Genomic DNA, 22,298 nt, shown 5'->3' with positions numbered 1-22,298 from the left:
GTCCGCAGACGCATCGGTCGGTTCGGTTTCTTCCGATTTGCTCGTATCGGCGGCTTCGGTTGTGGTGGCGTCCGTTGCGTCTTCCGTTGTCTCCGCGGCTTCGGCACTCTCCTTGAGCGCTTCCGTCGGGCTAGGCGCATCGTCGGAGCTTTTCGGTCCGGTAGCGGCCTCGGTGGTGCTTTCCGCTTCAGTATGCGGTTCTGGTTCGGCTTCGACCTGCACATCTGGAGTGGGATCGCTTTCCACTTCGCGCGCGCCCTCACGCGCGGCAGCGTTCTCAGGGAGCGGGTCGGGCATGACAAGGGGGGGAGGTTTGGGAATGGCGGTGCCGCTCAGTTCAATCGCCGCAGTGTCGCGCTCGACCACAGCATCGGGGCCAAGGAGCTCCGCGGCCATGCTGGTCGGGCCGAAGAACGGCTCGCCAATAAAGGCCCGCGCATCGGGAATGGCGACATGGGCGACGGGGTTGAATCGGTGTTCGGAGGCGAAGGTCTCGGCCTCATCGAGAGTTTCGCGGGCGACAACGGCGAGATAGATCCACCCGTCATCTGCCTGTGCATCCCAAACCAGTTCATCCAGACCGTATGGCGTCGCCCCGTCAAGCGCCTGACGGATCGCCGCATCACGGGTCAGTGCGGATCGCGCGGGGTCCGTGGCAGGGTCTTTGATCGTTCGGTAGAGAATCTGGCTGTTGGGGATCACCAGCTTCGTCGCCAAACCGCCCCGCGAGATCGCGGTGGCCAGCGAACGCAGGCGTGCCAGTTCGGTCTCCATGTCGGGATCGTCGAGCGCGACCTCGCCCATGACATGCCACCCCGCAGGCGCGCGGTGGAGCAACTTGATGCCATCGTGGCTCAGGTTCAGCGCAAAATCAGGTTTCATTCCTGCAATCTACCGACGCATTCTCACGCCGCCCCGTCATTATAACCGCCTGAAACGTAACCTGTTCGCGACAATATGCAAAGGGTGATACGCGTAATCGGCGGGGGCGCGCACAAAGCAATCCGTGCGCGCTCTAACGCATCCACAAATTGGCGCGCTTTATCTGGTTTCTGATCTTCGCCTCGCGCCGTGGCAGGGCGTTGCGATCAAACATGTTTCGGACCTTGTCGCCCTTGTTTTGGAAGATCATCCGCTTCATCGGCTCATATTCCTTGAGCACCTTCTTGACCCAGTTGGGGGCCGCCGCCTCGCGAAGCACCTCGACGGTGTGATCGTTCTCACGCGCGAAGAGAAGCGGGAATGTACGGTAATGGCACGAAACGGCACCGTCCAGCGTGTCCTCGGGGATGGTGCGTCGTGCGCCGCCGAAGCTGTGGATGACAAGCGGCAGTGCCACCTGATCGAGCCAAGGGTCGAACACCTGAAGTTCCGCCGCCCGTGGCGGATTGTCACGGATTTGTAGCGCATAGTCGAGGAAGCGTTCGCCGAAGGCACGCGGGCATTTGTAGAAGAAGAAGCCTGCGTTGAAGTAGAGATAGCGTTTCCAGTATTCGTCGGGCTGGCTCAGATCGAGCGAGCTTTCGAAATCGAGGTCGAACATGTCGTAGAGCGACTTCCAGATTTCAGTGTAGCCAGGTCCGTAGAGTTCCAGTTTCGGCCATGTCCCCTCGACTTTGCGTGAGGCGCAGGGGCGGTCGAAGTCAAAGGGAACGGTGCTCAGCTTTCCCGTGATCAGCGTGTCGGTGTCGAAGAAGACAAAGGGTTCGCCCTCTGGCATCGCCAAAAGAGCTTCGATCTTGTTGCCGTAAGGATAGCTCTGGCCGAAGTGCTTGCTCTCGAAGGGGATAATCTCCGCCCCCAATCGCGCCAGCGCCGCGAGAAGCTCGGGGTGGCGCATGGTGGGATCGTTCTTCCAAAGCGGACCTGCTTGCGGTTCGGCAATCAGGATTCGGCTTGCGAAATCGGGGTCGCTCAACCGCAGCGAGGCAACAAAAAGCAGTGCTTCATACATCAACCGCCCGTTCTGGCCGACGATTACAACGTTGAACGGTTGCGGGTTTTCGGGCTTACTCGTCATATGGGTCGGCTTATCCATGCCTTCGAGGCTTTGCTTTTCCGCCACTATAGGGCGGATGCGCAGGGGTCGAAAGAGGAAAGGGCAGCGATGATTGCGACCGAGCGTGCGCGACGGGATCGCGTGGATATCGGGGAGACGAAATATCATGCAACCGACGAAGGACCGTGTCAGGACTGGCCTGCGCGTTTTGGCACTGGCGGCCGCATTTGGCGCGGGCACAGCAGGCGCATGGGCGCAATCCATGACCACGGCAGCGGAGATCAAGCCCATCCTCACTGTGACCAAGGCGCAATGGGTGGCGGTGCGTCCCTACGAAGGGCGTGACCTTCTCTATTTCACCAATCTTCTGTCGTGGCGCTGCGGGTTGGATCACATCTATTACAGCGTGAACGGCGGGGAAGAGGCGGAGTTTGTCGCCGAGCCTTGCTACGAGGACACTGCGCAGCCCAATGCACTTAAGGCCGAGAGCCTCGATGCAATTCTGGTGCCGTTCGAACTCGATAGTGTTCAGACGGTCGATGTGCGGATCGTCTATGACGATGACACCGAGGACACCGTCAACTACGAACGCGCGGCGATCCAGATCAACTAGACCATTTCGAACAGGAGCGGCGCGTACATTGGTGACACCATGCGCGCCGCATCCGAATGCACTGCGCCCGTTTCAGGAAGCGAATAAGCGAGATTGAAAAGGGAAGGAAGTGGTGGGCGACCCTGGAATCGAACCAGGCATGAGTCTCCTCGGCGGAGTTACAGTCCGCTGCCGCACCTTGCAGCCCGTCGCCCACAGAGGTGTAAAACCTCGTGTGGAGCGGGGGATACGAAAGACGAGCGGGGGCGTCAACAGGAAAATGACTTGCGCGCGCTCAAAGCCTTCGGCATGGAGAACGCAAGCCGTATTACGAGGAAGACCGACGCGATGAAAAAGCCGAAATGGGTTGTCGAAAAAGAACAGGCCAAGCGCAAAGCTGCGGCCCAGACCGTTTGGCTTTTCGGCCTTCACGCGGTGCGCGATGCGCTGGCCAACCCCGCGCGTGAAAAGTTGCGCCTCGTGGTGACGCAGAACGCCTTCAACAAACTTGAAAGCGATATTGCTGCTGCGGGAATCGAACCCGAACTGGTCGATCCGCGCAAATTCAACGTGCCGATTGATCCGCAGTCGGTGCATCAGGGGGCTGCCCTTGAGGTCAAACCGCTCGAATGGGGATCGGTGCGCGATGTCTGTTTGGGGGCGGGCGAAGGTGCGCCGCTGGTCGTGCTTCTGGACCGTGTGACGGATCCGCATAACGTCGGCGCGATTCTACGCTCGGCGGAGGTATTTGGTGCCGAGGCTGTGATTGCCACCGCCCGCAATTCCGCGCCCGAAACAGGGGCGCTGGCCAAAACCGCATCAGGCGCGTTGGAGCGTCAGCCTTATCTCAAGGTGCGCAATCTGGCCGATACGATCACCGAGTTGCAACAGATGGGCTTCCTCGTCTTCGGCCTTGATGGCGAGGCGGAGCAGACCTTGGATGGCGCGCTTGAGGGCTGCGCGGGCCGTGCGGTCGCACTTGTGTGCGGGGCCGAGGGGCCGGGGCTGCGCGAGAAAACCAAGGAGACTGTCGACGCGCTGGTCAAAATCCCCTTTGCGCGCGATTTCGGCTCGCTCAATGTCTCGAACGCAGCCGCTGTCGCTCTTTACGCCGCTGCAAAGCGCTAAGGCACCTGCCATCCGAGCGTGCCTAGGTGCCGCCCACGAAAATGGTTCCCCGCGCTGCGGTCACGAAACCTTTACCGTGCCTGCCCTTTTCGCAGGCAGGGGGCAATCCTATCTCTTTAACAAGACGCCGCGGACGGAACCCGCGCGTCACTCTCACTGTCCCTCGTTCCGACACTTAAGCCCGGGCCATCGTGTCCGGGCTTTTTTTGTTACACAGATGCGCTACACTCACATCATGCTTGATCGACTGACTGACGAAGATATCACCCGCATCCTCACCGACACTCGTGTCATTGCCATGGTGGGTGCATCGCCGCGCGCGGATCGCCCCTCAAACCAGGTTGGGCATTTCCTCGCACAACAGGGCTATAAGGTCATCCCCGTGAACCCGGGCCAGGCGGGCAAGGAGCTTTTCGGCCAGAGGGTCGTGGCTTCGCTCTCCGAGATCGACGAGCCCGTGGACATGGTGGATATCTTTCGCCGCTCAGAAGCGGTGGAGCCCGTGGTCGAGGAAGCCCTCAGGGAACTGAAAAACCTCAAATATGTCTGGATGCAGATCGGCGTGGTTAACGAGAAAGCCGCAGCTCTCGCGGTTGCGCATGGTGCTGAAGTGGCCATGGATCGCTGTCCGAAGATCGAGATCCCACGCCTTGGGATTGCCCCTGTGTCGTGAGCCATCTGGGCTCTTCAAGATGATTGGTGCGCTGTGATGCGCGATGGTCGGGCTTAACGCGCTGCCTTTTCGGCAATCCCCGACACGCCCTGACGCCGTGCGAGCTCGGTCAGAACATCGTCGAGCGCCACGTCCCGCGAGGCGAGCATCACCGTGAGGTGATAGAGCACGTCCGCAGCCTCGTAGGTGAGGTTCTCGCGGTCATCTTTGGCGCAGGCGATGATTGCTTCCACGGCCTCTTCGCCAAATTTCTCGGCGCATTTCTCGGGGCCTTTGGAGAGCAGTTTCGCGGTCCACGAGCTTTCGGGATCGGCGGATTTGCGGGCCTCGATGGTGGCGGCGAGCTCTTTGAGAATGTCGGACATGGGCGGTTGCTCCTCAGTTGAGCCGCATGGGGATGCCTTTGGAGGCCATGTATTCCTTGGCTTCCTGAATGGAGTAGTCCCCGAAGTGGAAGATGGAAGCGGCAAGCACGGCGGAGGCATGACCTTCGGTGACGCCTTCGACGAGGTGGTCAAGATTGCCCACGCCTCCGCTCGCGATCACGGGAATGGAGACTGCATCGGCGATTGCGCGGGTCATGGCGAGATTGAAACCCGCCCGTGTGCCGTCACGGTCCATGGAGGTGAGTAGAATTTCTCCCGCGCCCTTGGAGGCGATCAGCTTGGCAAATTCCACCGCGTCGATGGGGTTGCCGTCCTTGTCGAGCGCCGCCTTGCGCCCGCCGTGGGTAAAGATCGCCCATTTGGTCGGGGTGCCGTTCTCATCCGTTTCGATGGTTTTCGCGTCGATGGCGCAGACAATGCACTGGCTGCCGAAACGGTCGGCGGCACGGGAAATCACGTCTGGGTCGGCGACCGCAGCGGAGTTGAAGGAGACCTTGTCGGCCCCTGCGAGCAGCAGGTTGCGCACATCCTCGGTGGTCCGCACCCCGCCACCGATGGTCAGGGGCATGAAGCATTGCTCCGCCGTGCGGGTCGCCAGATCATACATGGTGCCACGGTTCTCGTGCGTGGCCTTAATGTCGAGGAAGCACAGCTCGTCGGCCCCCGCCGCGTCATAGGCGCGGGCCTGTTCCACGGGGTCGCCTGCGTCTACCAGATCGACGAAATTGACGCCCTTGACGGTGCGGCCCTCGGCCACGTCGAGGCAGGGAATGATGCGGGTTTTGAGCATGGTGGCTCCCTCGGATACGCGTTCCCTTAGGCTTTACTGCGCCAGCGCTTGTGATGCAATCGGGCTGGTCTTGGCTCGGAGGCGCGGCTTATGCCTTCATCACCTTGAGTGCTTCGGCCAAATCAATCGCCCCGTCATAAAGCGCACGGCCGGAGATTGCGCCGTTGAGCGGCGCGCCGCAGTCCTTGAGGGCTTGCAGGTCGGCGATGGAGGAGACCCCACCCGATGCGATCACGGGGATCGAGACAGCATTGGCCAGCGCGGCGGTTTCCTCGATGTTCGGTCCCTGCATCGCGCCGTCACGGTTGATGTCGGTGTAGATGATCGCGGCCACGCCAGCGTCCTCGAAGGAGCGGGCAAGGTCGGTGGCGGTCACATCGGTTTCTTCGGCCCAGCCCTTGGTGGCGACCATCCCTTTGCGTGCGTCGATGCCCACAGCGACCTGCCCAGGGAAGGCTTTCGCCGCCTCGCGCACCAGATCGGGGTTTTCCACTGCGACCGTGCCGAGGATCACGCGGGCAAGGCCGCGCTCCAGCCAGCGCTCGATGGTGGCCATATCGCGGATGCCGCCACCAAGCTGGGCGGGGACTTTGCACTGTTTGAGGATTTCCTCGACGGGGGCGGCGTTGACGGGCTCACCCGCGAAAGCGCCGTTCAGATCAACAAGGTGCAGCCATTCGCAACCCGCTTCGACAAATTCCAGCGCCTGCGCGGCGGGGTTGTCGTTGAAGACCGTGGCCTTCTCCATCTCGCCTTTGTAGAGGCGCACGGCGTTGCCGTCTTTGAGGTCGATGGCGGGGTAGAGGATCATGGCAGCGGCCCTTTCGTCAAAAGTCCCGCTTCCTTTGGCATGGAACTGCGCGCAATGGCAAGACGCGCGCGCTCTTGCCCCGCATGAGGCCCGTGCCCCAACGTAATTCTTGCCCCGTTCGGGCGTGCGGCGTCAGGATGTGGGCAGTTAAGAGGGAGGAGAAATCCATGAAGTCGTTAATTGCTACCGCCGTGCTTGCGCTCGGTCTTGCCACCCCTGCATTCGCTGCTGATCCCGTTGAGGGCACGTGGCAGACACAGGTGGACGATGGCTCCTATGCCTATGTCAAACTTGCGCCGTGTGGGCCGGCAATTTGCGGGAATATCACCCGCACCTTCAATGCCGAGGGAGAGTATAAGTCGCCCAACATCGGAAAGGCGCTTGTCATCGACATGGCGCCCAAGGGTGGCGGCGCATACGAGGGCAAGGTCTGGCGTCCGTCCAATAACAAGATCTACATCGGCAAGATGGAGATGAACGGCGACAGACTTACGCTCAAAGGTTGTGTTGCGGGCGGGTTGATCTGTTCGTCGCAAATCTGGGCGCGTATCAACTGATTTTAGAGCCGATCGCAAAGCAATAGGGGCCCCGCGGGGCCCCTTTTCGTGTCTGGCCGGTGGTGCCGTCCGCTCAGGGCGCCCAGCCGAGAAAGTTGGAGATGATGCGCAGGCCCGCGCGCTGGCTCTTCTCAGGGTGGAATTGGCAGCCGATCATATTATCACGCGCGATGATCGCGGTGACGTCCTCGCCGTAGTCGACATATGCCAGACGGTGCGCGGGATCGGTGACTTTGACGTGGTAGCTGTGGACGAAATAGGCGTGATCGCCCGTCTCGATGCCCTCAAGCACGGGGTGCGCCTGTTCCACGACCAGATCGTTCCAGCCCATGTGCGGCACCTTCAGGGTAGGATCGGAGGGACGGATCAGGTCCACCTCGCCGCCGATCCAGTCAAAGCCCGCGGTTTCTTCGTATTCCAGACCACGTGTGGCCATCATCTGCATCCCGATGCAAATCCCCATGAAGGGACGCGCACGGTTGGTCACAGCTTCCTCGATGGCCTCGAAAAGCCCCGTGTGGTCGAAGAGGTGGCGTTTGCAGGCGGGGAAAGCTCCGTCACCAGGAAGCACAATGCGGTCGGCCTTGGCCACGACATCGGGTTCGGATGTGACCACGATGGTGCCTTCGCCGCGCTCGCGGGCCATCCGCTCGAACGCTTTTTGTGCCGAGTGCAGGTTGCCGCTGTCGTAGTCTACCAATGCCGTGAGCATCGCATGGTCCTCGCGCTTTGTGCTGTCAGCCGTGGATTAGGCGAGATGGGCGCGCTTGCCAAGGGGCGCCTAGAGCGCACCCTTGGTCGATGGCAGGCTGTCGGCCATGCGCGGATCGGTCTCCACCGCCATCCGCAGCGCACGCGCTACGGATTTGAAGGCAGCCTCGGCGATGTGGTGGGAGTTGATCCCGTGGACCAAATCGACGTGCAGGGTGATGCCGCCGTGGGTCGAGAGCGCCTGAAAGAACTCACGCACCAGCTCGGTGTCGAAAGTGCCTATCTTGGCCGTCGGGAAGTCGACGTTCCAAACGAGGAAGGGGCGCGCGGAAAGATCCAGCGCGCAGGCCACCTGCGTGTCGTCCATGGCCAGCGCGAAATGACCGTAGCGGTTGATGCCCTTCTTGTCGCCCACGGCCTGCGTGAGCGCCTGACCGATTGCGATGCCCGTGTCTTCGACCGTGTGGTGGTCGTCGATGTGCAGATCACCCTCGGCGCGGATTGTCATGTCGATGAGCGCGTGGCGGGCCAGTTGATCGAGCATGTGATCGAAGAAGCCCACACCCGTGGCGTTGTCATACCGCCCCGTCCCGTCGAGATTGATCTCGACAGAAATAGCGGTTTCGGCGGTTTTTCGCGTGACCTTGGCTGTGCGCATCGGCGTATCCTCTTGGTTTCGCGCCGCTTATAGCGAGGGGGAGGCAGGCTTGCCAATGGGGCTTTGTGCAAGGCTTCCGCCCTGTGGCTTTCGCACCGCGCCCAAAAGGGTAGGGGCGAGGGGCAAAAATAAGAGACAGGCCGCGACCTTCCGCGCGGATTTCCTGCGCGAAGGGGCGATTGTTTAGCCGGGCATTAACAAGAAATTAATTTCTTCGACGGCATATTCTTACGAAACCGTAAACCTGCGCGCCCGGTGCGTGCCTTTGACAACCCTCCATGGATACTTGAATGCGCCTTTTGATGTGGCATGGCTCTGTAGAGATCTCGACGCGATGGCAGACCGCCTTTGGCACGCGCGGGCATTATGTCCGTCGCGCGCGCAGCGAAGAGGAAGCGATGGAGCTTTTGCGCTCCGAGCCCTTTGATCTGTTGATTTTCGATCTGGTTGTGGGCGGCGAGAGTGGCTTGGCTGTGGCGTTGCTGGCGGAGTTTCATCAGCCGCAAGCGGTGGCCATCCTTGTTTCCGAGCATGATCCCGTCATGCAGCATGACCTTTTTTCACGGCTGGGTAATCTGCGCGCGGTGCAGGGGGCATCGACCACGCCCGAGGATCTCGTCGCGATTGCCGAAAGCGTTGTGAACCCTAACAGCACATCTTGCGCCACGATGCGTGAACAGGTGCCTAACATCTGCGACACATGCACGATCAATGACATCTGCCCCGAGGCGCAAGTCTCTGAAGCGTGTGAGCGCGCCTATCTTCCTGAGTTGGTTCATGAGGGGACGGCGCTGGCCCATAAGGTCTGAGACGAAAGGGGCACGAAGTGGCGACGGCTTGCCTCGGCATAATGCGACTCAATCCGCGGACGCGGAGAGAAGCTGATTTCCGAAAGTGGAGGAAAATGGAGCGGGCGAGGCGATTCGAACGCCCGACCCTAACCTTGGCAAGGTTATGCTCTACCCCTGAGCTACGCCCGCTCGGCGTGTCACCTGTAACGTTGGTGTCTTACGTCTCCCGTGGGGTGTCTGACCTTGCGGTCAGCGGGAAAATTGGAGCGGGCGAGGCGATTCGAACGCCCGACCCTAACCTTGGCAAGGTTATGCTCTACCCCTGAGCTACGCCCGCTTCCTTGGGTGAGGCGTGAAATAGGCAATCATCGGGGTCGCTGCAAGTGGAAAATTCGTCGAAATGCGGATTTTCTTTACCGCGAGCCGATAGTTGCCCGATGACGCGCCCTAGAGTAACGCCCGCACCACAACACTCACGCCCAGAAGCAGCAAAAGCGCGTAGCATCCCACCATAGACCAACAGCGCATTCGGTAGCCTGTTGGATGCCCGAAGCCGAAGAAATGGCCCGCGCGTGTGGCGAGAAGCATGATCCCCGCAGCATGGATCACACCCGCGGTTGCCCCCTGACTTTCTAGCATTGCGATGAGGAGGAGAGTGATCGGCGTGTATTCGATGAAATTGCCGTGCTGGCGGATGCGTGTCTGCATCACAGTATCGCCGCCATCCCCCTTGTATTGGTTCCGCGCCTTGCGGCCGAGCGAGACGTAGAGTGAGAGTGCGGCATAGGCGATCCCCGCCAGCCCCACGTAAAGGGCAGTGATTTCGAACATTGGTCAACCTCTCTGTGCGGCGTGTGATCCGAGCCCGGTGTCGGGCGGCGCATTACGCCGCAACCTGCCCGAGGTCTTCACGTAAGTAAACCGATTGGTTTACCCGCTGTTCGCGCTAGACATTCCGCAGTGTTGCGGCAAAGAAAACGGCCACGCGAGGGTCGCGCGGCCGTCTTTTGATGATCTGAACGGGCACGCATGTGGCGCGTGCCTCGGGTGCTTACTCGAACTCGACGAGGAGGTCTTTTGCGTCGATCTGGCTGCCTGGTCCGACATGGAGCGCCTTGATCGTGCCATCCCGTTCGGCGTTGATCGAGGTTTCCATTTTCATCGCCTCGATGGTGAGCAGAACGTCACCCTGTTTGACCTCTTGGCCCGCCGCGATCGCCACTGTTGCCACGACGCCAGGCATCGGTGCGCCGACATGGGCGGCGTTGCCCGCTTCGGCCTTGGGGCGCGCGGCGATGGTGGCGGTGGCGGAACGGTCGGCGATACGCACGGTGCGCGGCTGGCCGTTGAGTTCGAAGAAGACCTTGGCCTCGCCTTCCTCGTTGGTCTCGCCAATGGCCTGACAACGGATTTCAAGCGTGACACCCTCGTCGATCGAGACGGAGACCTCGTCACCCGCGTCCATGCCGTAGAAGAAGTTCGGCGTCGGAAGGGCGCGCACGGGGCCGTATTTCTCGTGGCGTGTGATGTAGTCGGTGAAGACCTTGGGGTACATCAGGTAGCCGTTGAGATCCTCGTTATCGACCGCCTGCAAGGGCAGTTTCTCGGCGATCTCGGCGCGGGTTGCTTCGAGATCGACCGGATCCAGATGCTTGCCCGGACGCTCGGTGTTGGGTTTTTCGCCTTTGAGCACCTTCTTGACGATGCCGGTGGGGAAGCCACCCGGAGGCTGGCCGAGGTTGCCGCGCATCATGTCGATGACGCTGTCGGGGAAGGAGACCTCTGATTTCGGGTCTTCCACCTCTTCGCGGGTGAGGTTTTGCGACACCATCATCAGGGCCATGTCGCCTACAACCTTGGAGGAAGGCGTCACCTTGACGATATCGCCGAACATCATGTTCACATCGGCATAGGCTTGCGCCACTTCGTGCCAGCGCTCTTCCAGACCGAGCGAGCGTGCCTGTGCCTTGAGGTTGGTGAACTGACCGCCGGGCATCTCGTGGAGATAGACCTCGGAGGCGGGCGCTTCGAGGCCCGCTTCGAAGGCGGCGTATTGGTGGCGCACAGCCTCCCAGTAGTTCGACATCTCGCGGATCGCGGCGATATCGAGGCCAGGGTTGCGGTCGGTGAAGCGCAGGGACTCAACGATGGAGCCGAGGCAGGGCTGCGAGGTGCCACCAGAGAAGGCATCCATCGCCGCGTCCACAGCATCCACGCCAGCCTCGGCAGCGGCAAGGATCGTCGCCCCTGCGATGCCGCTGGTGTCATGGGTGTGGAAGTGGATCGGCAGGCCGACCTCTTCCTTGAGCGCCTTGATCAGCATGGCCGCCTGTGTCGGCTTGAGCAGGCCCGCCATGTCCTTGAGGCCCAGCACATGCGCGCCTGCGGCCTTCAGGTCTTTGCCCATCCGGACGTAATACTTCAGGTCATACTTGGGCCGCGTGGGATCGAGCAGGTCGCCCGTGTAGCAGATCGTGCCTTCGCAGACCTTGCCACTCTCGATGACCGCATCCATAGCCACGCGCATGTTCTCGACCCAGTTGAGACTGTCGAAGACACGGAACACATCGACGCCCGTCTCGGCGGCCTGCGCCACGAAGCTTTGCACCACGTTGTCGGGGTAGTTGGTGTAGCCCACCCCGTTGGAGGCGCGCAGGAGCATCTGCGTCATGATGTTGGGCATCTTCTCGCGAATGTCACGCAGGCGCTGCCACGGGCATTCCTGCAAGAAGCGATAGGCCACATCAAAGGTCGCACCGCCCCAGCACTCCACGGAGAAGAGTGGCGAGAGGTTGTGAGCATAGGCCGGCGCGGCGTTGATCATGTCGAACGACCGCATCCGCGTCGCCAGAAGCGACTGGTGCCCGTCACGCATGGTGGTGTCGGTGATCAGAAGCTGCTTTTGCGCCAGCATCCAGTCGGCCACGGCCTGCGCACCTTTTTCCTCCAAAAGCTGCCGCGTCCCTGCTGGGGGCGTTTCGGTGTGGAGCTTGGGTGGCACGGGCTTGCGTGCATCGGCGGCGGGTTTGGGGCGGCCTGCGGTTTCGGGGTGGCCGTTCACCGTGATGTCGGCGAGATAGGTCAGAAGCTTCGTCGCGCGGTCGCGGCGGGGCTTGAAGTTGAACAGGTCAGGCGTCGTGTCGATGAATTTCGTGGTGTATTCATTCGACAGGAACACAGGGTGTTTGAGCAGGTTGATCACAAAGTCGATGTTGGTCGACACGCCGCGAATACGGAATTCGCGGAGCGCTCGGTCCATCCGCTTGATCGCAGCCTCTGGTGTGCGCGCCCATGCCGTCACCTTCGTCAGAAGGCTGTCGTAATAGCGCGTGATCACCGCGCCCGAATAGGCCGTCCCGCCATCGAGACGGATGCCCATGCCCGTGGCCGAACGGTATGTGGTGATGCGGCCATAATCGGGGATGAAGTTGTTGGACGGGTCTTCCGTCGTCACGCGGGTTTGCAGCGCGTGGCCGTCGAGTTTCACGTCATACTGGCTGGCAACACCTGTCGCTTCCATAAGGCTCTTGCCCTCGGCGATCAGGATTTGCGCGCGCACGATGTCGATGCCCGTGACTTCCTCGGTGACGGTATGCTCCACCTGAACGCGGGGGTTCACCTCGATGAAGTAGAACTTGCCCGTTTCCATATCCATGAGGAATTCGACGGTACCCGCGCATTCGTAATTCACGTGCTCGCAGATACGCTTGCCAAGCGCGCAAAGCTCTTCGCGTTGCGCGGAGGACAGGAAGGGGGCAGGCGCGCGCTCGACAACTTTCTGGTTGCGGCGCTGGACCGAGCAGTCGCGCTCGTAGAGGTGGTAAATGTTGCCGTGGCTGTCACCAAGGATCTGCACCTCGACGTGGCGCGCCTTGATGATCATCTTCTCAAGGTAGCCCTCGCCGTTGCCGAAGGCAGCTTCGGCCTCGCGGCGACCTTCCTTGACCTTTTCTTCCAACTCCTCGGCATTCATGATCGGACGCATGCCGCGGCCGCCACCGCCCCAGCTCGCCTTGAGCATGAGCGGGAAGCCGACTTCCTCGGCCTCTTCGCGGATCTTGTCGAAATCGTCGGCCAGGACTTCGGTGGCGGGCACGACGGGGACGCCAGCCTCAATGGCCACACGGCGCGCGGAGGCCTTGTCGCCCAACTGGCGCATGGTCTCAGCTTTCGGCCCGATAAAGGTGATGCCGTTTTCGGTGCAGGCGTCGACGAAGTCGGGGTTCTCCGACAGAAGGCCGTAACCGGGGTGGATCGCATCGGCGCCACAGGACTTGGCCACGCGGATGATCTCGTCGATCGAAAGGTAAGCCGCAACCGGCCCCATGCCCTCGCCGATCTTGTAAGCCTCGTCCGCCTTGAAGCGGTGCAGCGACAGCTTGTCCTCTTCCGCGTAGATCGCGACTGTGCGTTTCCCGAGTTCGTTGGCCGCGCGCATGATACGAATGGCAATCTCGCCGCGGTTGGCGATTAGAACCTTTTTGAATTCGGGCATAGTGGCAGTCTCCCCTTCAGGCTGCTTAAATTTGCATCAGGTTAGTGGTTTTTCTGCACTGCAGTAAATCCCCATTCGGCCTGATATGCCAGCTTCATACTGTTGGCGCAAACGAAAGGGAAGCGGGGTGTGTAAATCCCCTGTTTGACCACGAAACGCATGAAAAAGGGGCACAGTGGAAAAACTGCGCCCCTTAAGTGGAGTGAAAATCTCGCTCAAGATGCGGTTATGACGCGGCTGTTTCGCGAACTTCGTCGGCTCTGTGCGCGCTCAGAGGCACTTCCTTGAGCAGCAGCGAAAACAGAACCCCGCTAATCGCAAGACCTGCCGCGATCAGGTAGACGGGTTGGAGCGCATGGCCGACGGATTGCCCCACCATGGCTTGCGTTTCTTGCGGCAGGTGCGCGAGGGTTTGCGGTCCGAGTTCGGCGACCGATGCCACGCCCTCAAGGTCCACCCCAACCATCAAAGATCCCAGACGTGCGGCGAAGATGGCGCCGAAAAGAGCGACGGCGATCGAGCCGCCCACCTGTCGGAACATCAGGCCCGCTGCTGTCGCAGTGCCGATCTGCGTGCGCGGGACGGCGTTTTGCACGGCGGTGGTCACGACGGGGAACACTGTCCCCATGCCAGCGCCGACCATGATCAATGCGGCCCAGATCGCCACCGAAGGCAAGTCGGGCGACAGGCGAGACAGGATCAACATGCCGACCGCCGCCACCGAAAGCCCCATGACTGGAAGGTGGCGGTAGCGCCCTGTGCGCGCCATGTAGCGGCCAGACAGCGTGGATGTGGACAGAATGCCGATGGTCATCGGGATGAGTTGTAGCCCTGACCCTGTAGCGGAGGCACCTTTGGCGAGTTGCAGAAAAGCAGGCATAAATGTGAGCGACCCGAACATCATCGCGCCCGAGACGAAAGAGACCAGAGAGGTGGTCCAAAACACATTCATTTTGAACAGGTCTAGCGGGATAATCGGTTCGGCGGCGCGGCGCTCGATTGCGATGAAACCTGCGAGGGCCGCAACGGACAGCGTGATCAGAGCCAGTGCGCGCGGGTCGGTCCATGCAAACTCGCGCCCGCCCAGAGAAGTCACGAGAACCGTCGCGCCCAAGGCCAGCGTCAGCGTCACCGCGCCTGCGTAGTCGATCTTGTGGGACACGCGTTCGGGATTGGCTTTGAAGCCGTAGAAGAACCCTGCAAGCGCGAGAAGGCCGAAGGGCAGGTTCACGTAAAAGATCCAGTGCCAGCTAAAAGCATCGACGAACCACCCGCCCAGAAGTGGACCTGCGACGGAGGAGATGCCGAAGACGCCAGCGAAGACGCCCTGGATCTTGCCGCGTTCCTGTGGCGGGATCACGTCGGCGATGATCGACAGCGCCAGCACGAACAGTCCGCCGCCGCCGAGCCCTTGCAGTGCTCGGGCGGCGATCAGGAAGGTCATCGAATTGGCCATGCCGCAAAGCGCCGATCCGAGCAGGAAGACGGTAACGGCGAAGAAGACAGTGTTTCGACGCCCGTAAAGGTCGCCGATCTTGCCATAGAGCGGGGCGACGATGGTCGAGGCGAGGATATAGGCGGTGACGACCCACGACAGATGCTCCAGCCCGCCAAGGTCCGCCACGATGGTCGGCAGGGCGGTCGAGACGATGGTCTGATCGAGTGAAGCCAACAACAAGAGCACACCGACCGAGGCAATCACGAGGCGTACAGCGCTTCTGGCTTCGGGATCATCCGACGCGGTGGCGGGGTGATTTTTCGGGTCGGTCATATGTCGAATCCTGATTGTGCGGAGATGTGCGTTGCGTGGATTTAGGGTGTCTGTAAATATGTGTCAATAGCATGTATTTGTCTTTCGCATATTGTTGACAGTGGCACAAATCTTTGCATAACAGGGCGCATGAAAGAAAATGACGCTGCCAAAAACCTACACTCGCGCATCCATAAGGGGGTACCTGAACTCCTTGAGGAAAAAGGTTTTTCTCAGGAGTCCATCGAGGCTCTCTTAGGGTTCGACCTCTCGCTGTTCCAGTGGCGGCGCATTTCCGAGAAAGGCGAATTCAAGGGCAAGATGCTCGCGAGCCTTGAGGAAAAAATTGAGCCAGCTCTGTTGCAGGGATTGTTGTCTGTGGCGCAGATCACGGCGGGTGTCGGGCGCCGCGAACCTCAGGAGCCGACTATCGGTTTGGTGGCGGAAGCGATGTCGGTGGACCCGTCGCGGGCTTCGCGGATCGTGTCGGGACTGGTGGAGCGTGGCTTCGTCGAGCGCCGCGCCGTGCAGGAGGACGCGCGCAAATCCGTGCTCGCGCTTACGCCGAAAGCCTACAAGTTGCTGGGAGATTTTACGGCCAAGAAATGGCAGTTGATTTCGCAGGTTTTCGACGGATGGGACGAGGAGGAAGTCGTGGTGTTCTCGCGGCTGTTCGTCCGCTACGTCACCGCGCTTTCCTCGCAAGTCTCCGCGCAGCCCGCGGGCGGAAAAACAGACACACCTAGTTAACGGTCGCGCTGCTCCGTTTTGCCTTTTCCCGTCGTTCTGTTTCCGCGCGCAGGATGTCGCGGGCCGGATGACTGGCGATCGGGCGTTCTAGGTCGTGCGATATGTCACCGCTTGCGATGAGTGCATGATATCGGGTGCAGCACACGCGTAGAAACGAAGTGAAATTGCCTAGATCGTGGTTGGCATCCATTGCTTCGTGCCAAAGTCGCGTGACCAGTTGTGCCACCGACATCCCGTCACGCGCGCCGATTTCCTCCAGAGTGACCCAGAAGTGGTTTTCGATACGAATAGATGTCACCACACCGTCGATGCGCAAACTGCGCGTACGGCTTTCCCAAAGATGTGGGTCGGCCTTGATAAAGAGTTCACACATGGGGGTCTCCCTCCGATATGAGGGCAGGGGACGTCAAGGCGCCCGCTGCCGTTAGTGTAGGCTTACAGCAATTCCATGAATTGTGCGAGCCATGCGGGGTGTGCGGGCCATGCGGGGGCGGTGACGAGTTTGCCATCGGTCACGGCGTCAGTCACCTCGATGTCGGCGAAACTGCCGCCCGCTGCGGTCACTTCGGGCGCACATGCAGGGTAGGCCGAGCATGTCTTGCCCTCCAGAACGCCAGCCGCAGCAAGTAGTTGCGCTCCGTGACAGATCGCGGCCACAGGTTTGTCCGCGTCGAAGAAATGGCGCACCATGGCAAGCACATCGGCGTTGAGGCGCAGGTATTCGGGCGCACGTCCACCAGGGATAACTAGCGCGTCATAGGCGGCGGGATCGGTGTCGGCGAAGGTGCCCGTGAGCGCGAAGTTGTGGCCGGGTTTTTCGGAATAGGTTTGGTCGCCCTCGAAATCGTGGATCGCCGTTTTGACCGTATCGCCCGCGGCCTTCTCGGGGCAGACCGCATCGACGCTATGTCCGCAGGCCAAGAGGCACTGGAACGGCACCATGGTTTCGTAATCCTCGGTGAAGTCACCTGTGATCATCAGAATTTTCGCCATTGTTTCCTCCCTTGTCGCAATGGTGGGGACGAGCCTAGCGTCAGGCGGGGCATTGCGGGTGTTAGCCAGATACTACGTCCACAAACGTCCCTAATGGGGGTGGCGAAGTGTTTGCCTGATTTGTGTGAACAATTGCAGAACACACTTTTCCTCCTGACCGCATTTGAGTAACGTGGCCGTCATGAGCAGTTATTCCGACGATGATGCATTTGAGGCCGCCGCCGCGCGACCTTCCCTGAGCCAGATGGCCATGAGCGCCGCCGCCTCCGCGCGCGGCGCGGACTATCTTGACGGGTTGAACCCTGCGCAGCGCGAAGCGGTCGAGACGCTTGACGGTCCCGTTCTGATGCTCGCGGGCGCGGGCACGGGGAAGACGAAGGCGCTGACCGCCCGCATTGCGCATCTGGTGAACACTGGCAACGCGCGGCCCAATGACATCCTCGCCGTAACCTTCACCAACAAGGCCGCCCGCGAGATGAAAAACCGCGTCGAGGGCTTGGTTGGCGGCCATGGCGTCGGGATGCCGTGGCTTGGCACTTTCCACGCGATCTGTGTCAAGCAGTTGCGGCGCCACGCGGAACTGGTCGGGTTGAAGTCGAACTTCACTATTCTCGATACCGACGACCAGATCAGGTTGCTCAAACAGCTAATCAATGCGGCAGGAATCGACGAGAAACGTTGGCCTGCGCGACAACTGGCGGGGCTGATCGATAATTGGAAGAATAAGGCGCTGACGCCCGCGAAACTCGGCGCGGCGGATGAGGCTGCGTTCAACGATCGCGGCAAGGTGCTATACGCGCAGTATCAGGCGCGCCTCAAAGACCTCAATGCCTGTGACTTCGGGGATTTGCTGCTCCATATGGTCACGATATTCCAGAACCATCCCGACCTTTTGGAGCAATATCAGAGCCGCTACAAATATATCCTCGTGGACGAGTATCAGGACACGAACGTGGCGCAATATATGTGGCTGCGTCTGCTTGCACAGGGGCATCGCAACATTTGCTGCGTGGGCGATGACGACCAGTCGATCTACGGTTGGCGCGGTGCGGAAGTGGGTAATATCCTACGGTTTGAAAAGGATTTTCCTGGCGCGAAGGTCGTGCGTCTGGAGCAGAACTACCGCTCCACCCCCCATATTCTTGCCGCTGCAAGTTCCGTGATTGCGGGGAACCGTGACCGCCTTGGCAAGGAGCTTTGGACCGAGGAGACCGAGGGCGAATTGGTGCGTCTCATCGGTCATTGGGACGGCGAGGAAGAGGCACGTTGGGTCGGCGAGGAAATCGAGGCGATGGCCAGCGGGTCGCGCGCACGTCTGCGGCGCTATTCGCTCGAAGAGCAGGCGATTCTCGTGCGTGCCTCGCATCAGATGCGTGCCTTCGAGGATCGCTTCCTGACCATCGGTTTGCCCTATCGCGTCATCGGCGGCCCGCGCTTTTACGAGCGGTTGGAGATTCGCGACGCGATGGCCTATTTCCGCGTGGTGATCTCGCCCGAGGACGATCTCGCCTTCGAGCGGATCGTGAATACGCCCAAGCGCGGCGTGGGTAATAAGGCCATGCAGGACATCCAGTCGGTGGCCCGTGAAAACGGTGTGGCGCTCAAAGAGGGTGCGCGGATCGCGGCGCAGGAGGGGATTCTCAAAGGCAAGGCGCGGGGCGCGGTGGCGCAGTTGATTGAGCAACTCGACCGCTGGTCCTCGCTCGCCATACAGCAAATCCGTTACGACGGTGTGGCCGACGAGGATGAGGTGGTCGAACGCCCCGACCACGATCCCGCCGAGATCAGCCATATCGAACTGGCCGAGATGATTCTCGACGAGAGCGGCTACACAACGATGTGGCAGAACGACAAGACGCCCGAGGCGCCAGGTCGGCTTGAAAACCTCAAAGAGCTTATCAAGGCACTGGAACAGTTCGACAATCTCGGCGGCTTTCTCGAACACGTCGCGCTGATCATGGACAATGAGAGCGACGAGCAGGAGGAGAAAGTCACCATCATGACGCTCCACGGCGCCAAGGGGCTGGAGTTCCCCGTGGTGTTCCTGCCTGGTTGGGAAGAGGGGCTTTTTCCCTCGCAACGATCAATGGATGAGAGCGGCCTGAAGGGGCTCGAAGAGGAGCGGCGGCTGGCCTATGTGGGAATCACCCGCGCCGAAGAGGTGTGCACGATCTCCTTTGCGGGCAACCGTCGCGTCTATGGACAGTGGCAATCGCAACTGCCTTCGCGCTTCATCGACGAACTGGCTCCCGAACACGTCGATATCCTGACCCCGCCTGGCCTCTATGGTGGCGGCGGCGCGGCAGGGGGATTCGGAGGCGATGCTTTCGGAAGCGGCAGAGAGGCATCCTTCTCTGATGCTGTGTCGAAGGCGGATGCCTACAATTCGCCTGGCTGGAAACGGCTGCAAGAGCGCAGCCAACGACTCGGAACGGCGAAAACCAATCTGCGACAACCTAAAAAGGCGCGCAATATGGTGGTTGATTCGACCGCCACGCCTGTCTTCGGGGTAGGGGAGCGCGTGTTCCACAAGAAATTCGGCTACGGAAATGTGGTCGACACTGAAGGCGACAAGCTCACCATTAACTTCGATCATTCGGGTGAGAAGCGTCTTGTGGCGAGTTTCGTCATGGCTGCCGATAAAGCGGGCGAATAACGCGGGCGACGTTCCCTTCTAGATCTCTGGAAAACGAATCTGAAAGGCCATCCGCCGCGCGGGTGGCCTTTTGGCGCGTGCCGCATAGCGGGGCGCGGGTATTTTGCGTGGGTGTGGAGTGGCGATGCGCCAGACAAAGAAAAAGCGGTGATGTCAGGGAGGAGGAGAGACATCACCGCTTCTTTGGTACGGACCCTCAGGGAGGAGGAGGGAGGGGCCGATATGTGCAGCGGTGCAGGGAGGAGGAGAGCACCGCTGCTCTGGTCTCCGGGGCCAAAGGGAGGAGGAAGCCCCGAATTCCGGAATTAGCGCGGCAACGCCAGGGAGGAGGAGAGACGTTGCCGCTTCGATCAGGACCCTAGGGAGGAGGAGAAGGGTCTGATATCGAATTCTTATACGCCGTAGGCGGCTTCGTGAGCCACTGCGGGGATGGTGGAGCGCGAGATGCCCAGATCGGCCAGTTCGCGGTCTGTGAGTTGGTTCAGCTCAAGCTGTGTCTCACGGTAAACGCGGTAGCGTGCAACGCGCTCGGCGATGCGTGCAAAGAGGCCCGAGAAGCCAGCGCCGTGTGCGGTCGTGGAGATGTTGTTTACATAAGCCATTTTGCTCTACCTTGGTCTATTCGGTTGTCGGCGCGGAGCCGTGCGTTTCGGTTTGGCTGCGGAGGCGTTTTGCTCTGTCGCTGCCTTGTTGACCTCAAGATGGTGCAATTGCTGCATTTGCACAATGGACAGATCGACAATGCCGCCATGCAGAAAATGCATGTCACATACTGACATAATTTTAAGGCGCTTTGGATTGCGCTAACGGTTGCGCTATCCCCGCGGCTTTTTCAGTGGTTGATGTGAGGGTGCTGCGGCGCAGCATTTGGGATGGAGGTGTGCGGCTCGGGTTGTAGGCACGGCCCGTGCCTATCTCCCTTATAGAGATGGCACAGCGGGGTGCGCGCAATCGACTGAGATCGGGTGGTGGCCAAGGGGCGCGTGACGTCTTATGTCGGAGGACAGGAATTGATCCCGCAACAGACAGGTGCCCCAATGAGTTTGACCCGCGACGATATTATGGCTGCGCTCGCTGACGTGACCCTTCCCGATGGCAGGGCGCTGACCAAGGCCGACTGCTTGCGCGCGTTGACCATCGAGGGTGGTATGGTGCGTTTCGTGATCGAAGCGCCCGATGCCGCCGCGGCTCAGGCATGGGGTGGCGCACGCGACGCGGCGCAGGCGCGGATCGAGGCGCTCGATGGGGTGACGGGTGTCTCTATCGTCATGACTGCGCATTCGGGCAACCCTCAACCCGCACGCCCCGCGCCCGCAGCCCAAGGGGGAGAGCCGCCTGCGCTCAAGATCGGACGCCACCCGACGCCGCAGCAGGGCAAGACCAAGCCCGCGGGGGTCAAAAGCATTATCGCGATCGCCTCGGGCAAGGGCGGGGTGGGGAAGTCCACTGTCTCCGCCAACCTCGCCGTGGCTCTTGCGCGACAGGGGCGCAAGGTCGGTCTTCTGGACGCGGATATCTACGGGCCGAGCCAGCCTCGCATGATGGGCGTGACCAAGCGTCCCGCCAGCCCCGATGGGGAGACCATCGAGCCGCTGCACGCGCATGGCGTCACGATGATGTCCATCGGTCTGATGATCAAGGATGGTGAGGCCGTGGTCTGGCGCGGGCCGATGCTTATGGGCGCGATGCAGCAGATGTTGGGTCAGGTCGCGTGGGGCGAATTGGACGTTCTGCTTATTGATATGCCGCCAGGTACGGGTGATGTGCAGCTTACTTTGGGCCAGAAAACGGCGCTGACAGGTGCGATTGTGGTTTCCACGCCGCAGGATGTGGCGCTGATCGACGCGCGGCGTGGGATTTCAATGTTCGAGAAGTTGAACGTCCCCGTGCTGGGGTTGATCGAGAACATGTCCACCTATGTCTGCCCCAACTGTGGGCATGAGGCGCATCTCTTCGGCCATGGTGGTGTGGCGGAGGAGGCTGCGCGCATTGATGTGCCTTTCCTCGCATCGCTGCCGCTGGCGCTGGAAACGCGCACCAGCGGCGACGGGGGCACGCCGATTGCCGCGACCGACAGCCCGCTTGCCGAGCCGTTCCTGCAACTGGCCGACCGGTTGATAAAGGGCGGTATCGCCTAAACCGCCACCTCCATCTCTCCTAAGGAAAGCGCCCCGATGTGGGCGCTTTTCGCGTTTTGATACGGCGCGATTGTGTGGATGAGGGGTGTATGGGACTTTATGGGAGTGCTTACGGGAATTCACGGGACTGGTGGGAATTTGTGGGAGTTGAGGCCTCAAATGCCCTGAATGCGAATCACTTCCTGTGGATAACTTGGTGGATTTCTCTGAAATTTGACGCGATTGATGGACTTTCTGGGAGTTCATGGTTCTCTAGATGGGGTGTTTAGATTTATCTATATGTTGTGTGTCTGTTTGCAGGTATGTCAATTTGTGGTAAATTTTCAGTGACTCCTCGATACTACATCTTGTTTTCGAAGGGGTGGAAATCCCTTATTTCGTGGCCTGTGGGTAAATTCACCATTGATTACCATGAAATCC

At 60.5% G+C, this 22,298-nt stretch carries 20 protein-coding genes, 3 tRNA genes and 1 pseudogene; 8 read left to right on the top strand and 16 right to left on the bottom strand.

Annotated features, from left to right (window positions below):
• Together ACN0SC_RS11860 and ACN0SC_RS11855 are read right to left on the bottom strand one after the other, a co-directional pair.
• Window positions 1-882, bottom strand: a pseudogene (locus ACN0SC_RS11860) (hypothetical protein); the annotation flags it as partial.
• A gap of 133 nt (window positions 883-1,015) precedes the next feature.
• On the bottom strand, window positions 1,016-2,038 hold the full coding sequence (locus tag ACN0SC_RS11855; RefSeq protein ID WP_417249888.1) for a hypothetical protein: 1,023 nt from the start codon (window positions 2,036-2,038) through the stop codon (window positions 1,016-1,018).
• Window positions 2,039-2,165: 127 nt separating this feature from the next.
• On the opposite strand from ACN0SC_RS11855, the gene ACN0SC_RS11850 reads away from it, so the two are divergent.
• Window positions 2,166-2,612, top strand: coding sequence for a hypothetical protein (locus ACN0SC_RS11850; protein ID WP_417249887.1), 447 nt, complete (start codon window positions 2,166-2,168; stop codon window positions 2,610-2,612).
• A 110-nt stretch (window positions 2,613-2,722) separates the two neighbouring features.
• Here ACN0SC_RS11850 and ACN0SC_RS11845 read toward each other — a convergent pair.
• A tRNA-Tyr gene (locus tag ACN0SC_RS11845) sits at window positions 2,723-2,806 on the bottom strand.
• A 133-nt stretch (window positions 2,807-2,939) separates the two neighbouring features.
• Between ACN0SC_RS11845 and rlmB the strand changes: the two genes are divergently transcribed.
• Together rlmB and ACN0SC_RS11835 are read left to right on the top strand one after the other, a co-directional pair.
• Window positions 2,940-3,719 (top strand): 23S rRNA (guanosine(2251)-2'-O)-methyltransferase RlmB, encoded by a 780-nt coding sequence (gene rlmB, locus ACN0SC_RS11840; RefSeq protein WP_417250056.1) that lies wholly within the window; start codon window positions 2,940-2,942, stop codon window positions 3,717-3,719.
• 217 nt (window positions 3,720-3,936) lie between these two features.
• Entirely contained in the window at window positions 3,937-4,392 is a 456-nt protein-coding gene (locus ACN0SC_RS11835; RefSeq protein ID WP_417249886.1) for a CoA-binding protein, read from the top strand.
• 53 nt (window positions 4,393-4,445) lie between these two features.
• On the opposite strand, the gene ACN0SC_RS11830 is transcribed toward ACN0SC_RS11835, so the two are convergent.
• The 3 genes from ACN0SC_RS11830 to hisA all read right to left on the bottom strand — a co-directional run bounded on the left by ACN0SC_RS11830 (window position 4,446) and on the right by hisA (window position 6,379).
• Window positions 4,446-4,757 carry a phosphoribosyl-ATP diphosphatase gene (locus tag ACN0SC_RS11830; protein ID WP_417249885.1) on the bottom strand — a complete coding sequence of 104 codons (312 nt, stop codon included), beginning with the start codon at window positions 4,755-4,757 and terminating at the stop codon, window positions 4,446-4,448.
• A gap of 13 nt (window positions 4,758-4,770) precedes the next feature.
• The gene (gene hisF / locus ACN0SC_RS11825; protein WP_417249884.1) at window positions 4,771-5,568 is read right to left on the bottom strand and encodes an imidazole glycerol phosphate synthase subunit HisF; all 798 of its coding nucleotides are present in this window, start codon (window positions 5,566-5,568) and stop codon (window positions 4,771-4,773) included.
• Between the two features lie 88 nt (window positions 5,569-5,656).
• Entirely contained in the window at window positions 5,657-6,379 is a 723-nt protein-coding gene (gene hisA, locus ACN0SC_RS11820; RefSeq protein ID WP_417249883.1) for a 1-(5-phosphoribosyl)-5-[(5-phosphoribosylamino)methylideneamino]imidazole-4-carboxamide isomerase, read from the bottom strand.
• 167 nt (window positions 6,380-6,546) lie between these two features.
• Between hisA and ACN0SC_RS11815 the strand changes: the two genes are divergently transcribed.
• Window positions 6,547-6,936 carry a DUF2147 domain-containing protein gene (locus tag ACN0SC_RS11815; protein WP_417249882.1) on the top strand — a complete coding sequence of 130 codons (390 nt, stop codon included), beginning with the start codon at window positions 6,547-6,549 and terminating at the stop codon, window positions 6,934-6,936.
• 73 nt (window positions 6,937-7,009) lie between these two features.
• On the opposite strand, the gene hisH is transcribed toward ACN0SC_RS11815, so the two are convergent.
• Both hisH and hisB read right to left on the bottom strand, forming a co-directional pair.
• Window positions 7,010-7,648 carry an imidazole glycerol phosphate synthase subunit HisH gene (gene hisH / locus ACN0SC_RS11810; RefSeq protein ID WP_417249881.1) on the bottom strand — a complete coding sequence of 213 codons (639 nt, stop codon included), beginning with the start codon at window positions 7,646-7,648 and terminating at the stop codon, window positions 7,010-7,012.
• Window positions 7,649-7,717: 69 nt separating this feature from the next.
• Window positions 7,718-8,305, bottom strand: coding sequence for an imidazoleglycerol-phosphate dehydratase HisB (gene hisB / locus ACN0SC_RS11805; RefSeq protein ID WP_417249880.1), 588 nt, complete (start codon window positions 8,303-8,305; stop codon window positions 7,718-7,720).
• A gap of 290 nt (window positions 8,306-8,595) precedes the next feature.
• Here hisB and ACN0SC_RS11800 point away from each other — a divergent pair, with 290 nt between their 5' ends.
• Window positions 8,596-9,114, top strand: coding sequence for a hypothetical protein (locus tag ACN0SC_RS11800; RefSeq protein WP_417249879.1), 519 nt, complete (start codon window positions 8,596-8,598; stop codon window positions 9,112-9,114).
• Window positions 9,115-9,210: 96 nt separating this feature from the next.
• Here ACN0SC_RS11800 and ACN0SC_RS11795 read toward each other — a convergent pair.
• The 5 genes from ACN0SC_RS11795 to ACN0SC_RS11775 all read right to left on the bottom strand — a co-directional run bounded on the left by ACN0SC_RS11795 (window position 9,211) and on the right by ACN0SC_RS11775 (window position 15,362).
• Window positions 9,211-9,285 (bottom strand) — tRNA-Gly (locus ACN0SC_RS11795).
• 73 nt (window positions 9,286-9,358) lie between these two features.
• Window positions 9,359-9,433, bottom strand: a tRNA-Gly gene (locus ACN0SC_RS11790).
• 110 nt (window positions 9,434-9,543) lie between these two features.
• Window positions 9,544-9,927: an MAPEG family protein gene (locus ACN0SC_RS11785; RefSeq protein ID WP_417249878.1), complete on the bottom strand. Its 384-nt coding sequence runs from the start codon at window positions 9,925-9,927 to the stop codon at window positions 9,544-9,546.
• Window positions 9,928-10,147: 220 nt separating this feature from the next.
• Window positions 10,148-13,591 (bottom strand): pyruvate carboxylase, encoded by a 3,444-nt coding sequence (locus ACN0SC_RS11780; RefSeq protein ID WP_417249877.1) that lies wholly within the window; start codon window positions 13,589-13,591, stop codon window positions 10,148-10,150.
• Window positions 13,592-13,817: 226 nt separating this feature from the next.
• Complete coding sequence (locus ACN0SC_RS11775) at window positions 13,818-15,362, bottom strand: MDR family MFS transporter (RefSeq protein WP_417249876.1); 1,545 nt, start codon at window positions 15,360-15,362, stop codon at window positions 13,818-13,820.
• Window positions 15,363-15,491: 129 nt separating this feature from the next.
• Between ACN0SC_RS11775 and ACN0SC_RS11770 the strand changes: the two genes are divergently transcribed.
• A complete protein-coding gene (locus tag ACN0SC_RS11770; protein ID WP_417249875.1) occupies window positions 15,492-16,091 on the top strand; it encodes a MarR family winged helix-turn-helix transcriptional regulator in 600 nt (199 codons plus the stop codon).
• On the opposite strand, the gene ACN0SC_RS11765 is transcribed toward ACN0SC_RS11770, so the two are convergent.
• Both ACN0SC_RS11765 and ACN0SC_RS11760 read right to left on the bottom strand, forming a co-directional pair.
• A complete protein-coding gene (locus ACN0SC_RS11765; RefSeq protein ID WP_417249874.1) occupies window positions 16,084-16,464 on the bottom strand; it encodes a ribbon-helix-helix domain-containing protein in 381 nt (126 codons plus the stop codon). The genes ACN0SC_RS11770 and ACN0SC_RS11765 overlap by 8 nt on opposite strands.
• Before the next feature lie 62 nt (window positions 16,465-16,526).
• Window positions 16,527-17,084: a DJ-1/PfpI family protein gene (locus ACN0SC_RS11760; protein WP_417249873.1), complete on the bottom strand. Its 558-nt coding sequence runs from the start codon at window positions 17,082-17,084 to the stop codon at window positions 16,527-16,529.
• Window positions 17,085-17,265: 181 nt separating this feature from the next.
• Between ACN0SC_RS11760 and ACN0SC_RS11755 the strand changes: the two genes are divergently transcribed.
• Window positions 17,266-19,740 (top strand): ATP-dependent helicase, encoded by a 2,475-nt coding sequence (locus ACN0SC_RS11755; protein WP_417249872.1) that lies wholly within the window; start codon window positions 17,266-17,268, stop codon window positions 19,738-19,740.
• A 392-nt stretch (window positions 19,741-20,132) separates the two neighbouring features.
• Here ACN0SC_RS11755 and ACN0SC_RS11750 read toward each other — a convergent pair whose 3' ends face one another.
• Window positions 20,133-20,342, bottom strand: a complete 210-nt coding sequence (locus ACN0SC_RS11750; protein ID WP_417249871.1) for a DUF1127 domain-containing protein — start codon at window positions 20,340-20,342, stop codon at window positions 20,133-20,135.
• Window positions 20,343-20,777: 435 nt separating this feature from the next.
• Here ACN0SC_RS11750 and ACN0SC_RS11745 point away from each other — a divergent pair, with 435 nt between their 5' ends.
• Window positions 20,778-21,878, top strand: a complete 1,101-nt coding sequence (locus ACN0SC_RS11745; protein ID WP_417249870.1) for a P-loop NTPase — start codon at window positions 20,778-20,780, stop codon at window positions 21,876-21,878.
• Window positions 21,879-22,298 lie beyond the last annotated feature (420 nt).

It is taken from the genome of Celeribacter sp. (assembly GCF_048261515.1).
GTDB lineage: Bacteria > Pseudomonadota > Alphaproteobacteria > Rhodobacterales > Rhodobacteraceae > Celeribacter.
This window is presented reverse-complemented; position numbering and strand designations above follow the sequence as displayed.